Annotated in this window: 13 protein-coding genes; 7 read left to right on the forward strand and 6 right to left on the reverse strand. The window is 37.6% G+C overall.

What is annotated here, in order from left to right; all coding sequences use genetic code 11:
• From SJY44_RS11260 to SJY44_RS11270, 3 genes are read right to left on the reverse strand one after another with little or no spacing between them, the layout of a single operon-like run.
• Nucleotides 1-234 carry a hypothetical protein gene (locus SJY44_RS11260; protein ID WP_396589784.1) on the reverse strand — a complete coding sequence of 78 codons (234 nt, stop codon included), beginning with the start codon at nt 232-234 and terminating at the stop codon, nt 1-3.
• 23 nt (nt 235-257) lie between these two features.
• Nucleotides 258-1,121, reverse strand: a complete 864-nt coding sequence (locus tag SJY44_RS11265) for an alpha/beta fold hydrolase (RefSeq protein ID WP_396589785.1) — start codon at nt 1,119-1,121, stop codon at nt 258-260.
• On the reverse strand, nt 1,099-2,025 hold the full coding sequence (locus SJY44_RS11270; RefSeq protein ID WP_396589786.1) for a lysophospholipid acyltransferase family protein: 927 nt from the start codon (nt 2,023-2,025) through the stop codon (nt 1,099-1,101). Before SJY44_RS11270 ends, SJY44_RS11265 begins: the two co-directional genes overlap by 23 nt.
• A 51-nt stretch (nt 2,026-2,076) precedes the next feature.
• Between SJY44_RS11270 and SJY44_RS11275 the strand changes: the two genes are divergently transcribed.
• Complete coding sequence (locus tag SJY44_RS11275) at nt 2,077-2,727, forward strand: rhomboid family intramembrane serine protease (protein ID WP_396589787.1); 651 nt, start codon at nt 2,077-2,079, stop codon at nt 2,725-2,727.
• Between the two features lie 69 nt (nt 2,728-2,796).
• Here the strand turns inward: SJY44_RS11275 and SJY44_RS11280 are convergent, their stop codons facing one another.
• A complete protein-coding gene (locus tag SJY44_RS11280; RefSeq protein WP_396589788.1) occupies nt 2,797-3,906 on the reverse strand; it encodes a redoxin domain-containing protein in 1,110 nt (369 codons plus the stop codon).
• Between the two features lie 97 nt (nt 3,907-4,003).
• Nucleotides 4,004-4,498: a hypothetical protein gene (locus SJY44_RS11285; protein WP_396589789.1), complete on the reverse strand. Its 495-nt coding sequence runs from the start codon at nt 4,496-4,498 to the stop codon at nt 4,004-4,006.
• An 88-nt stretch (nt 4,499-4,586) separates the two neighbouring features.
• On the opposite strand from SJY44_RS11285, the gene SJY44_RS11290 reads away from it, so the two are divergent.
• A complete protein-coding gene (locus SJY44_RS11290) occupies nt 4,587-7,499 on the forward strand; it encodes an FAD-binding and (Fe-S)-binding domain-containing protein (RefSeq protein WP_396589790.1) in 2,913 nt (970 codons plus the stop codon).
• Here SJY44_RS11290 and SJY44_RS11295 read toward each other — a convergent pair.
• Nucleotides 7,496-8,374 carry a UDP-2,3-diacylglucosamine diphosphatase gene (locus SJY44_RS11295; RefSeq protein WP_396589791.1) on the reverse strand — a complete coding sequence of 293 codons (879 nt, stop codon included), beginning with the start codon at nt 8,372-8,374 and terminating at the stop codon, nt 7,496-7,498. The genes SJY44_RS11290 and SJY44_RS11295 overlap by 4 nt on opposite strands.
• Before the next feature lie 192 nt (nt 8,375-8,566).
• On the opposite strand from SJY44_RS11295, the gene aroC reads away from it, so the two are divergent.
• The 5 genes from aroC to SJY44_RS11320 are packed head-to-tail and all read left to right on the forward strand — an operon-like array spanning nt 8,567 to nt 14,048.
• The gene (aroC, locus tag SJY44_RS11300) at nt 8,567-9,631 is read left to right on the forward strand and encodes a chorismate synthase (RefSeq protein WP_396589792.1); all 1,065 of its coding nucleotides are present in this window, start codon (nt 8,567-8,569) and stop codon (nt 9,629-9,631) included.
• Nucleotides 9,632-9,687: 56 nt separating this feature from the next.
• A complete protein-coding gene (locus tag SJY44_RS11305) occupies nt 9,688-11,013 on the forward strand; it encodes a dicarboxylate/amino acid:cation symporter (protein ID WP_396589793.1) in 1,326 nt (441 codons plus the stop codon).
• 17 nt (nt 11,014-11,030) lie between these two features.
• Nucleotides 11,031-12,062 (forward strand): glutathione synthase, encoded by a 1,032-nt coding sequence (gene gshB / locus SJY44_RS11310; RefSeq protein WP_298926190.1) that lies wholly within the window; start codon nt 11,031-11,033, stop codon nt 12,060-12,062.
• The gene (locus SJY44_RS11315) at nt 12,055-12,879 is read left to right on the forward strand and encodes an N-formylglutamate amidohydrolase (RefSeq protein WP_396589794.1); all 825 of its coding nucleotides are present in this window, start codon (nt 12,055-12,057) and stop codon (nt 12,877-12,879) included. Before gshB ends, SJY44_RS11315 begins: the two co-directional genes overlap by 8 nt.
• Complete coding sequence (locus tag SJY44_RS11320; RefSeq protein ID WP_298926196.1) at nt 12,876-14,048, forward strand: flavohemoglobin expression-modulating QEGLA motif protein; 1,173 nt, start codon at nt 12,876-12,878, stop codon at nt 14,046-14,048. Before SJY44_RS11315 ends, SJY44_RS11320 begins: the two co-directional genes overlap by 4 nt.

The following is a 14,048-nucleotide window of genomic DNA, read 5'->3' on the forward strand; positions in this document are numbered from 1 at the left end:
TTATAGTTTAGGTTCCCAACCTTGCTCATATTCTCTTTTCCAATTTTTCATAACGGCATCATCATTAAGCACTTTTCCGGTAGTTGTATCAATTTTCAAAGTGTGTCCGGCATCCTGAGCCATATTTCCTAAATGGCATAACATGGTAGAAACGCTGGCATCGTTAATATCCGCTTTTAAAGACTCGTCCTTTCTTATGGCATTGAAAAAGTTTGCAACATGATCAACGTCCATTACTATAATTAATTTTAAATCAATTATTTAATAACCCATAAAAGTATTGAGTTTTTCACTAACTGTTCTTGGCTCCAAACAATGAAATGGTTTTCTTTTTTTATGGAAATCACTTTTAAGCTGTCTACGTTAGAGAAATGCTTCTCCATAAAGGGTACGTTTTGGTAGGGTACCAATTTGTCTTCTTCGCCGTGAATGATTAAAGTGTGCTGCGTTAGCTGATTTAATTGAGGTTGCATCACCTTTAAATCTTCTTTAAGCATCCAAAGCTCGTCGTTGGAAGGTTTAAGTGCTCCGGGCACCAAATACTTTAAGGGAAACCAAGTTAATGGTTTACGCCACTTTTCTGGTTTTTCAGCGGCAGGGTCCAAAGCCCCGGCCAATATCACCAAGTTTTCATACAACTCTGGTTGTTCCAGTGCCATTTGTACGATTAATGGACCTCCATAGGAATGACCGATTAAGGTTTGTGGTTTCCCATTGTCCAATTGCCTCAAAAGTTCATTAAGAAGAATTGCTTGAGGTTTAAGCCCCATACTTCTTCGAAAATTACTATTTCCAAAACCTGGTCTATCAGGAGCTATGATTCGAAATTTTTTTAAGAGAACTGAATCCGTGAGATAGGCTTTATAGGCATCCCAACTTCCCGGGGATCCGTGAACAAAAACCAATGTTTGCCCATCTTTATTACCTGTTTCAATGTAATGTAGATCTTTTCCATGCAGCTCAAGGGTTTCATCTAGATAGGCTACGTTCTTTTCTTGAAAAAAGGCAGCTGTTTTTTTAAATGAAGTACGCATGGTCATACAAGAGTTGGCAAAAAGTAAATACCCTAATACAAGTGCAAAAAGAAGATGTCGTTTTTTAAATCGTTTTTTGATTGACATTGGAGTTTACCATGTTTTGAAACTCTTTGGGCATCTTATCCTTATGTTTCCACCTTTTATGCGTCCAAAAATAATATTCAGGAGCTTCATAAATAGATTTTTCAACCTCTCTCAAAAAAGCTTCAGAAATTTCGTATCCTTCTGCTTCTGTTGGCTTTTCGGATAGCACTTTAAAAGTACCTTGATAATAACCGCGTTTCAGTTTTTTAACCTTAAGATAAATCGGGATAATATCATGAACCTTACAAAGTTCTTCGCCTCCAACATGAATGGGTACGGTAATATTCATAAATTTTGCCCAGTGACGTGTTCTATTTAGCATGGGAGATTGGTCGCTAATGATACCAACCGTGATTAACTCACCGCTTTCTTTTGCATCTTTTATTATTTTTCTGCTTTCATGGGTTTTGATAAGTGTTGTGCCATACTTACCTCGTATATCACGTACTAATTTATCAAAGTGCTTATTTTGAATGGCTTGATAAATAGCATATGCTTTGGAGCTAACCTGGGAGTTTAAAGAAAAAACCCATTCCCAACTTGCATAATGCGGCATCATTATCATTATGTTTTTACCTTCGCCTTCCAGTTTTTTCATCACCTCTACATTGGTAAAAGCATATCTTTCATTCATTTGTCTATTGCTAATTCCCAAGGTCTTTGCCATTTCTAAAAATATATCGCAAAGATGTTTGTAGAACTTCTTTTCTATCAATAAACGTTCGCTATCTGATTTTTCTGGGAAAACCAATGCTAGATTACTGCGTACCACTTTTTTACGATATCCAACAACATGATAAAGTAATTGATACACGATATCAGAAATAAAATAAAGTATTCTGAATGGAAGTCTGGAAACCAACCAGAGTAGGGGGTAAGCAAGGATAAAAACAACTAATTGCATAAGTAAATCTTGTGGCAAATATAGCTATATTTGCCCCTAATATTATAGAATATGTACAATTTGCATGCGGCTACTATTGCTATTATCGCTGTGAATATCATTGTGTCTTTGAGAGGATTTAGTGATTCTGTTTTTTTTGATCGATACAAATTTAGCATTGGAGGAGTAAAAGCCGGACAAAGGGAAAGAACTGTAACGTCTGGTTTTTTGCATGTTGACATTTCCCACTTGTTTTTCAATATGTTTACCCTCTATTTTTTCGCCAATGTGGTGATTAATGGGTTTGGTCCAGTTAAATTTTTGATTATCTACTTTATTAGTCTTATCGGAGGAAGTCTTTTGGCACTCTTCTTTCATAAAAACGAACCGTATTATAGCGCAGTTGGTGCAAGCGGGGCTGTTACTGGTATTTTGTACGCAGCCATTCTGTTAAACCCCAACATGCAGTTGGGAATCATGTTTATTCCAATACCATTGCCTGCATACGTATTGGGTATAGCTTATCTTTTGTACTCGATTTATGGAATGAAAAGTAGATTGGGTAATATTGGACATACTGCACATTTTGGAGGGGCAATAGGCGGGTACGTAATTACACTGTTGTTTAGGCCTGACCTCTTTGTAACGGATACTTTAATAGTGCTTCTATTGGCAGTTCCCATTATAATTCTCTTCATTTTAGAAAAAATGGGAAAAATCTAAAGGTAACTCTTAGTAAACAAAAAAGCCCCAGACTAGTCTGGGGCTTTTTTGTTATAAATCCTTATTAGTTTAGTTAAGCAGTTCTGCAACCTTTTGTTCCAAAGCTGGGCCTCTTAAATCTTTTGCAACAATCACCCCGTTTTCATCTATAAGAAAAGCGGCTGGAATTGCATTAATGTTATATAACTGCGCAACCGGGTCCTGAAAACGTTTTAAGTTGGAGATATGGTTCCACGCAAGACCGTCAGACTCTATGGCCTTTGTCCAATCCTCTGCACGGGTATCTAAAGAAACACCAATTACATTAAGACCTTTTTCATGGTACTTATTATAAACAGAAACGATATTTGGATTTTCTGCCCTGCAAGGTCTGCACCAAGCTGCCCAAAAATCTACTAAGGTTAATTTTCCTTTTACATCGCTTAGTGCCAATAAATCTCCGTTTGGAGTAGGAGCAGAAAACTCAGGTGCTATACCTCCAATTTCGGTGGTTTTTTGTTTATCCAACTGCTCTCCTAATTGTTCCCCTGGCCTTGATTGCTTCATTTCTGGCGTTAGTGCGTCGTAAAGAGCCTTAACTTCATCACTGGGAAGCCCTTTGCTCATCATTAAATTTCCAATAATCAAAACAGAAATAAGGGCATTGGGGTTTTCCTTTGCAAAATCAACATTAAAAGTTTTTACCTCATCTTGAAATTCAAGATATTCTTCACGCAATGCAGTTACTGTAGCGGTATCTTGCTGTTGAGCCGCATTACGCATATCATCTTGCATAGATCTAGCCCGCTCAGATAGTTTTCTTGATTCGTTTAAGAAACCCATGAAAAGCTCATTTTGAGGAGTACCTTTAAGCTTAGCATAGTTCATGCTATCTTTCTGGAACTTTAAGTTGATGGCACCATTCTCAAGAATAAAAGGAATATTTCCTCCATTGGATTCTACAAAAATGTAATGAAGCTGCGGTTTTTCTTGTATACCTTCAAAACTGAAGACTCCATTTTCTATTGTGGTCGTATCAATGTCAATTAACTGATTAAGGGAATCTGTTGTTTTTAAGTATACGTTAGTACCGTTATCCAATTCACCGGTTACTTTTGCGTTCAAAGTAAAACCCTCAGGTTTTGAATTACATGATGCTAAAAACAATACCCCTAAAGTAATTGCAAGTATTTTTCTCATTTTTTACTATTTAAGGCGCTAAGGTATTCATTACTTATGTCATAAAAAAGCCCTCAACCTTATCTTGAAAGTAAAGGGCAATCATATAATCGGTGTATTAAAATTGATATCGGATACCTAGCGCGATGTCAAAATCAAAATCATTATCGAAACCACCATAGCCCAACAGCCCTATTTCAGGTCTAAAATCCAAGGATAGAAGTAAGGGAATATCGAAATTATATTCTACGCCAATATCTCCTGCAGCAAAAACAAAAAGGCCATCGTTGTCTTCTCCATTAGGTATTGGTTCAAAGTCTACACTCCCTAATCCGCCACCAACACCATAGTACCAATTAAAATTGCCATCTAATTGATGTACCCATTGGTATACTCCTGATAGTTTAAAAGCATCAAACTGTCTGCTGTCTCGCCAGCCCAAGTTGAATTCAGCTCTGTTGTAGCGTCCAATCGATTTTTGATAAGAGATTTCGGCGCCAAAACCGTCACTGTCGCCAAGACGAAGCCCTAAAGTATGTTCAGAAATGTCTTGCGCGCTGGCTGCTATTGTTGCAAACAAAAAAAGACCGGTAAATAATGTGGTAATCCTCATAAGTTTCTCGTTTAGTTAAAAATTAAAGATAGCTTTGTAAAGCTTTCTGACAATAAAACTTATTTTGACAACCAAAAATTGTTCCAGATTGGATAAAACTCTCTTAAAATCTCTCTCTCAAGAATTACAAGGCCAATTATTAATAGACCACTTAAGTAGGGCTCTATATGCGACGGATGCATCTGTTTACAGAAAGCAACCTGCAGCGGTGGCATACCCATTAAATGAGGAGGACATTCAAATTTTAATCTCCTTTGCAAACAAGCACGGTATTGGATTAATTCCTAGAACTGCGGGAACTTCCCTGGCAGGACAATGTGTAGGTGAAGGTATTGTTGTTGATGTTTCCAAACATTTTACCCAAATTTTGAATTTGGACAAAGAGAAAAAACAAATAAAGGTTCAACCTGGGGTAGTTAGAGATGAGTTAAATCAATATTTAAAACCATTTGGTCTTTTTTTTGGACCAAATACGTCAACATCTAATAGATGTATGATTGGTGGAATGGTCGGTAACAATTCATCTGGTACCACATCTATTCAATATGGTGTTACAAGGGATAAAGTGGTTGCTCTTAATTGTGTATTATCTGATGGTAGTGAAGCTTTTTTTGCTGATTTGGATAAAGATGAATTTGAAAGCAAGAAGAATCAAACTTCACTTGAAGGCATTATTTATTCAGCAATTAATACGGAGCTTTCCAACACCAATAACCAAGAAAATATTAAAACAGAATTCCCAAAACCTAGTATCCATAGAAGAAACACGGGTTATGCAGTGGATGAACTTTTAAAGAACAAGGTTTTTGGAGCTAATGAAGGAGATTTTAATTTATGCAAATTGTTGTCCGGGAGTGAAGGCACCTTAGCTTTTACTACCGAAATCACCCTACAATTGGATGATTTACCGCCGCCTTTATCAGCAATGGTAGCCACGCATTATAGTAGTTTAGAAGACTGTTTGAGCGATGTAGCCCCGGTTATGCAGCATAATTTGCATACCTGCGAGATGATGGACAAGGTCATTCTTGATTGCACAAAAAACAATAGAGCACAATTGGCCAATCGATTTTTTGTGGATGGAGATCCTGCGGGAATCTTAATGTTGGAGGTAAAGGCTAACACCGATGATGAACTGGAAAAACAATTGCAAGAATTACTGGCGAGCATTCAAAAATCCGGATTAAGCTATGCAAGCCCGGTTTTAAAAGGTGATGATATCAACAAAGCTCTTGAACTGCGCAAAGCAGGATTAGGTTTATTGGGAAATATGGTTGGTGACCGTAAAGCAGTTGCTTGTATTGAAGACACTGCGGTAGCCTTGGAAGATTTAAAAGATTTTATTGGGGAATTCACTCAAATTATGAAGGGCTATGATCAAGACGCTGTTTACTATGCCCATGCTGGAGCTGGAGAATTGCACTTAAGACCCATTCTTAACTTGAAAAAATCAGAGGATGTCGTTTTATTCCGTTCCATCACAACAGATGTAGCAAAACTCACCAAAAAATACAAAGGTAGCTTTAGTGGTGAGCACGGTGATGGTATAGTAAGAGCGGAATTTATTCCCTTAATGATTGGAGAGGCCAATTATGAATTACTGAAACGTATAAAATCTGTTTTTGACCCCAATAATATATTCAACCCAGGGAAAATTGTAGATGCCTTTCCCATGGATGAATCGTTGCGTTATGAAATTAACCGAGTTGAGCCCGAAGTAAAGACATTAATGGATTTTTCAGATAGCGAAGGAATTCTGAAAGCTGCTGAAAAATGTAATGGCAGTGGTGATTGTCGAAAAAGCCATAATATGACTGGCGGTATGTGCCCCAGTTACCATGCTACCAAAAATGAGAAAGATACCACGCGCGGTAGGGCCAATGCCCTGCGGGAGTTTTTGACCAATTCAGAAAAACCAAATAAGTTTAATCAGAAAGAACTCAAAGAAGTTTTTGACCTGTGTTTAAGTTGTAAAGCTTGTGCCAGCGAATGCCCAAGCAACGTAGATGTGGCGACCCTAAAAGCAGAGTTTCTTTATCAATATCAAGAAACAAATGGTTATCCATTGCGAAGCAAGTTATTCGCTCACAATACTAGATTCAATGCTCTTGGGAGTAAACTCCCTAGGCTGACCAATTCCATTTATAAGTCCAAAACAATGGGCGGTCTCCTTAAAAAAACATCTGGTGTAGCTGCGGAAAGATCTCTTCCAAAAGTTTACAATTTCAATTTTGAAAATTATTTAAAAAAGTTTAGGACTGAAAACATCCAATCCTTAAAGAAGGTGGTTCTATATATTGATGAATTTACTCAGTATTTGGATGTACAGGTGGGTAAAGATGCAGTAGAACTGCTTTGTAAGCTGGGATATGATATACAGTTATTTTATGCTGAAAGTGGACGAACATATTTGTCTAAAGGGTTCTTAAAACAGGCTAAAAAACTGGTGGAGAAGAATATGACTAAATTGGAAACCATACTTCTACAAAATATTCCAATTGTTGGCTTGGAACCTTCAGCAATACTATCATTTAGGGATGAATACAAGAGATTGCATCATAATAAAGAACAAGTAGATAAACTTGCTTCAAGTTCCTTTTTAGTAGAGGAGTTTTTAGCTTCAGAGATTAGCGAAGGAAATATAACCTCTGACAGTTTTACAAAAGAGGAAAAAGTAGTGAAGATTCATAGTCATTGCCATCAGAAGGCATTGTCTAACCAGAAAGTCACGTTTGACATGCTTAACCTGCCCATAAATTATAAGGTTTCTATTATTACATCGGGTTGTTGCGGAATGGCAGGCTCTTTTGGGTATGAAAAAGAACATTATGAAACCAGTATGAAGGTTGGTGAGCTTAAATTGTTTCCAGCTGTGCGGAAAAGCCCGGTGGAAACCATAATTTCAGCAAATGGGACAAGCTGTAGGCATCAAATTAAAGATGGAACGGAAAGGGATTCACAACATCCTGTTTCAATCTTGTGTCAAGCCCTGATTATCTAAGGTCTTTTCGTCTTTTTTTCTTCTATCACTTCAGAGATGGTTTCAATATCCAATTCTTTATCCGTTATGGAAGCGATAAGCTCATTCATGTCCATTTCCTTAAGGTCTTCGTCAACAAAGAAAGGCGATAGCTTGTCATGGTTATAATGGTATATTTTCCAACGCTTAAAAGAATATTCCAGAGCAGTTAAATTTTCTACCCAATCCCCAGAATTTAGGTAAAGACAGCTTCCATGCTTATTTTCATACCGCTCTTTCTTGGGTTGATGTATATGGCCACAGATTACATAATCATAGTCGTTTTCAATAGCAAGGTCTCCTGCGGTTTTTTCAAAATTATTGATATACTTTATGGCGCCTTTAACGCTTTTTTTTATGCGTTTGGAGAGGGAATATCGCTCACGTCCCATCTTAGCCAAACACCAATTAATAAAACTATTTATTAGGATAAGAATATCGTAACCGTAGCCACCAAGTTTTGCTAACCATTTTGCATTTTGGATAGACACATCAAAAACATCACCATGGAAAATCCATGCCTTTTTACCATCTAAATTGAGTACAAGTTTATTGGCAATTTTAAAATTACCCATTGAAGTATCACTAAACTTACGAAGCATTTCATCATGATTACCAGTGATATAGTAAACTTCTGTGCCCTTAGATGCCATACCAATAAGCTTTCTAAGTACTTTTAAGTGCGAAGCTGGGAAATAACGTTTGCTAAATTGCCAAATATCTATGATATCCCCATTCAGTATAAGTTTCTTGGGTTGAATACTGTTTAGGTAAGCGATGAGCTCATCCGCATGGCAGCCGTATGTTCCAAGGTGGACATCTGAAATTACAGCTAATTCAATCTTCCTCTTTTTCAATGATATAGAGTTTGTTGCAAAATAAGTGTGTAGGAATAAACTTAAAATCAAATTGAAGTCAATAATTTATGAGCATACCGTTAAAAAAACATCAATTGACACCCTTATACGTTACATAAACATTAACTGGCAAGCTTTTTTTTGAAAAAGATTTATAACATCTACCTTTGAAGCTTATTGAATTTTTGGTACATGGCAGGAAATACTTTTGGACAGCTTTTTAAACTAACATCTTTTGGAGAATCACACGGTAGGGCGATTGGCGGAGTAATAGACGGCTGTCCTGCCGGTATAGCATTGGATTTGGAAAAAATCCAATTGGAATTAAACAGGAGGAAGCCTGGCCAGTCTGCAATAGTCACGCAACGAAAGGAACCTGACACAGTTGAGATTTATTCAGGTCTTTTTGAAGGGAAAACTACAGGAACTCCTATAGGTTTTGCTATCCATAATACAAATCAAAAATCCAATGATTATTCACACATAAAAGATTCATACAGACCTTCTCATGCGGATTACGTTTACGACAAGAAATATGGGTTTAGGGATTATAGAGGTGGAGGTAGAAGTTCTGCTAGAGAAACGGCAAGTAGGGTAGTGGCAGGGGCTATTGCAAAGCAATTCCTAACGGATGTAAAAATCAATGCTTTTGTTTCTCAAGTTGGTGAAATGAAATTGGAAAAAGACTACAAAGAACTTGACTTTTCAAAGATAGAGGCCAATCCAGTGCGTTGTCCAGATATGGAAACGGCAGCCCGTATGGAAGAATACATAAAATCCATTAAAAAAGAAGGTGATACTATTGGCGGTGTCATTACCTGTGTCATTCAAAATGTACCAATTGGTTTGGGCGAACCGGTGTTCGATAAATTGCATGCTACTTTAGGAGGTGCAATGCTTTCAATCAACGCAGTAAAGGGTTTTGAGTATGGCAGCGGATTTAATGGAGTTACGATGAAAGGAAGTGAGCACAATGACTCCTATAACAGTGATGGCACTACAACAACAAATCTAAGTGGCGGTATTCAAGGAGGTATCAGCAATGGGATGGACATTTATTTCAATGTGGCTTTTAAACCTGTTGCAACAGTTCTTCAATCCTATGAAACTATAAATAAAGAAGGCGAGAAAGTGACAACCCAAGGTAAAGGAAGACATGACCCTTGTGTTGTTCCAAGAGCTGTCCCAATTGTAGAAGCCATGGCCGCTATGGTTTTGGCAGACTTCGCCCTTTTAGCGCGTACTAACAAAATATAATAGCTTCTTTAATTTTTTTCCACTCAAAATAGTATCTTACTACGCAAATTCCAACTATGCGTAAATTAGAATTACACTGGAAAATCCTTATAGGGATGGTGTTAGGTATTGTTTTTGGCTTCGTTATGACCCAAATTGATTGGGGTAAAGGTTTTGTCTCCGACTGGATTCAACCCCTGGGAACAATTTTTGTCAAACTACTTAAACTTATTGCTATTCCTTTGATTATTGCTTCTTTAGTCAAGGGAATTTCCGATTTAAAGGATATTTCTAAGTTTAGGAATATTGGTTTAAGAACCATAGGAATTTATATTTTAACTACCGTTGTGGCCATTACTATTGGTTTACTTCTTGTAAATACGTTGAAACCCGGAAACGGTATTTCGGAAGAAACGGTTGCCAAATTAACCCAGACCTACGCAACAGATTCGGGGGTTACTTCAAAAATAGAAGAGGCCACGCGTCAAAAAGATGGAGGTCCTTTACAGTTTTTAGAAGATATGGTGCCAGACAATGCCATAAAAGCTATGAGCGATAACGGCCTTATGCTCCAAGTTATCTTTTTTACCATATTTCTCGGGATTTCTATGTTACTGATTGGTGAAAACAGGGCAAAACCTTTAAAAGACTTTTTCGATTCCTTAAATGATGTGGTGCTAAAAATGGTAGATCTTATTATGCTTTCAGCTCCATATGCCGTATTTGCATTGTTGGCAGGAGTTGTTACTTCTTCCAGTGATCCAGATTTACTGCTAGCACTATTAAAATATGCAGGTGTGGTAGTTGGGGGACTGTTTTTAATGATAGTGTTTTACGCCATTGTTGTTTCCGTTTACACTAAAAAGAATCCGTTCTGGTTTTTAAAAGAAATGAGTCCTGCGCAACTATTGGCCTTTTCAACAAGTTCCAGCGCCGCTACTTTACCAGTGACCATGGAAAGAGTGGAGGAACACATAGGAGTGGACAAAGAAGTTTCTAGTTTTGTGTTGCCCGTTGGTGCAACCATTAATATGGATGGTACAAGCCTTTATCAGGGCGTAGCAGCGGTTTTTATTTCTCAAGCATTAGGCTTTGACCTAACCTTTGGAGATCAGTTAACCATCGTGTTAACCGCATTATTGGCCTCTATTGGCTCTGCAGCAGTACCAGGTGCCGGAATGGTAATGTTGGTGATCGTATTAGAGTCCATAGGTTTCCCAGCTGATAAATTGGCCATAGGATTGGCATTGATTTTTGCTGTGGATAGACCTTTGGATATGTGCAGAACTATAGTGAATGTAACTGGAGATGCCATGGTATCCATGGTTGTTGCAAAATCCGTTGGCAAACTCGGAAAACCAAATATCAAGGAGTGGGACGATCACTTAGATGAAGTTATATAACAAACCAAAGAAGAGTTATGAATATCTGTTTTTTAATGTATCCTTGGGAAGAAATTCAACCAGAAAACGATACGAGCCTTGCGCTTATTCATGAATGTGTAAAAAGAAAACATGGGGTGGCTCTGTGTACTCCGGCCAATCTAACCATAAGAAATAGTGTTACCAGTGCCTTTTGTACAGTAATCAATAAAATGGATAAGGTTTCAAGCAGCCTAAAAACGTTTTATAAACAAGCATCACTAAGAGAGGAAATGCTTCCTTTGGCCGGGTTTGATGTTATTTTCATGCGTGCCAATCCACCTCTAGATCCTTTAATGCTCAACTTTTTAGATTCTGTAAAGGATGATGTGTTTATTGTGAATTCCCTTCAAGGGCTGCGCGAAGCAAATAATAAACTGTATACTGCCGCATTTGGTGATAGCCATAGCAACATTATTCCAGCAACCCACGTTTCAAAAAACAAGAACTATTTGGTAAAACAAATCAATGAATCCGAAGCGGATAAAATGATTTTAAAACCTTTGAACGGTTTTGGGGGTTCTGGAGTAATCCTTATTGAAAGAGCTGCGATGTCCAATATAAAATCATTGTTGGATTTTTATGTAACTAATTCAGATGGAACTTCTAACTACGTTATACTTCAAGAATACATTGAAGGTGCTGACCAAGGTGATGTTAGAATTTTGATTCTGAATGGAGAACCCATAGGAGCTATGAGGCGAATACCAGGTTCGGATGACCATAGATCCAATGTTTCTGCAGGAGGCACTGTCGCCAAGCATTCATTAACCAAGGAAGAAAAAGCCCTTTGCAAACAGATTGGCCCCAAACTGGTCAATGACGGACTGTATTTTGTTGGTATTGACGTAATTGGTGGTAAGTTGGTAGAAGTTAATGTAATGTCTCCCGGTGGAATTACGTACATGAATAAAGTTTACAAAACAAAAATACAATGCAAGGTCATTGATTTTGTTGAAAGCAAGGTTATTGATAAACTGCAGGCTTTTGATAGAAGGTCTAGATTACGAAGCGAAGTGGAGAATGCATAAACGCTCTATTGAAGATATCATTCATTTCATTGAGGATGGAGCATGTTTTGAGGCAGTTTCCAGTGACTACTCCTTTACCATAAAAATAGATAAATACGTTCCTTACATATGCGGCGCGGTGCATGATGGACATCAGTTTCGTCAGTCACTGTGGGATAATTGTATACATACGGAGTATGAACGCTGGTATGAAGAAGATCCATTCACCAAACAAATGGTACAAAGCTTTCCCATTGTTATTGCAGGTTGTGACAGCCGATTTGAATATGATTTAAACAGAGAACCAGAGCGCGCTATTTATGAGGATGCATGGGGTAAAAAACTTTGGAAACAACCACTTTCTGAAGAGGAAAAACACTTGAGCTTAACAAAGCATCAAAATTTTTATAAGGTAGTAACCGCGCTGATTGCAAAATTGGAGGCCGAGTTTCAAAAAACATTGGTGTTTGATATGCATAGCTACAATTGGAAACGATGGGATAGGGAAGTTCCTGTTTGGAATTTGGGAACATCCAATGTGGATAACGATAGGTTTGGAACTTTAATAGAAAGTTGGCGAGCCAAGTTAGGCGCTATGCAATTGCCCAATGGCATACAATCTACATCCAAAATCAACGATACTTTTCAAGGAAATGGTTATTTCTTAAAATACATTACACAAAACTTTAAGGACACGCTGGTTTTGGCGACAGAAATCTCAAAAATATACTGCGATGAGCATTCAGGCGTTATTTATCCTGAAGTGGTAAAATCTGTTGAGAATCAACTTAAAGATTTGATACCTTTGCAAGTTGAAGAATTCCAAAAGCACGTATGATTGAAGTAAAACGGCAACTAGAGTTACAAAAGGAATACCCTGCGCTGTTTGATATTGATTCAAACTTGAACCGTTTGGTGAAACGAATTGAGTTGCTCAATTATGTGAACCCTTTGAACATAGAAAAGGAGAAACATCGTTTTTTTGCTTCAAAATATACCCTAGAACCAGAATTCAAGTATCCCAAATTAAAGTTTGACTCATACAAACTTCAGCGTCTTTTCTTCTCACAAAGATTAGAACGTATTGAAGATGAATCTATCCGTAAGTTATATCAAGATGTGATATATTATTATGCCAATATGATTCAATGCATTGAAACGATTGGACAAGGTAAAAAGTTTTATTACAATTCCCTTCGCGCATTTGGAACCCCAACGGAGAAGGATGTGCAGAATGCTAGATTTATACTTCATTTTAAGGATGAACCTAGTTCAGTAGATATGGATAAGGTATTTTCTCCAGATGAAGCCAAGGCTTATTTTGAAGACTATATAACCAGATATAATTTCCCGCTTAAAATTCGGTTTTCAACGAATATTGCTGCTGAGGCCATGGTGAGTAATAGCTCACAGACTTTGTTGATCAAGAAAAATGTCAAATTCAGTAAAAATCAATTGCTCACTTTGGCCAACCATGAAATAGGGGTGCATTTGGTCACTACATTCAATGGCCTAGATCAGCCGTTAAAAATATTTTCCAACGGATTGCCTAAAAATGTGGAAACCCAGGAAGGGTTGTCTGTTTTTAGCGAATATATGGGCGGAGCACTTACGCTTAGGCGATTAAAAGAACTTGCATACAGGGTTATGGCAGCGGATGGTCTAATAAAAGGTTATAGTTTTGCTGATACTTTTGATTTAATCCACGGGCAATATAAGTTAAATAGGGAAGAGGCATTTGGGATTACGCTACGAGCACATCGTGGAGGTGGTTTTACCAAAGATCGTTTGTATTTAAGCGGATTGCGAAAAATATACAAGCGGTATCAAAATGAAGAGCCGTTGGATATCTTGTTCACCGGTAAGGTTTCACTGGATTACGAAGAGCAGATGAATCACCTTAGACAATTGGGCTTGGTGCAACCCATTACTCATAAAAGTCTGTCATTTGAGCAGAAACTGAATACGAACAAGACGTTGGATTTTATACTGAACAATCTTAAATAG

Source organism: Allomuricauda sp. R78024, assembly GCF_044596045.1.
Classification (GTDB): Bacteria; Bacteroidota; Bacteroidia; order Flavobacteriales; family Flavobacteriaceae; genus Flagellimonas.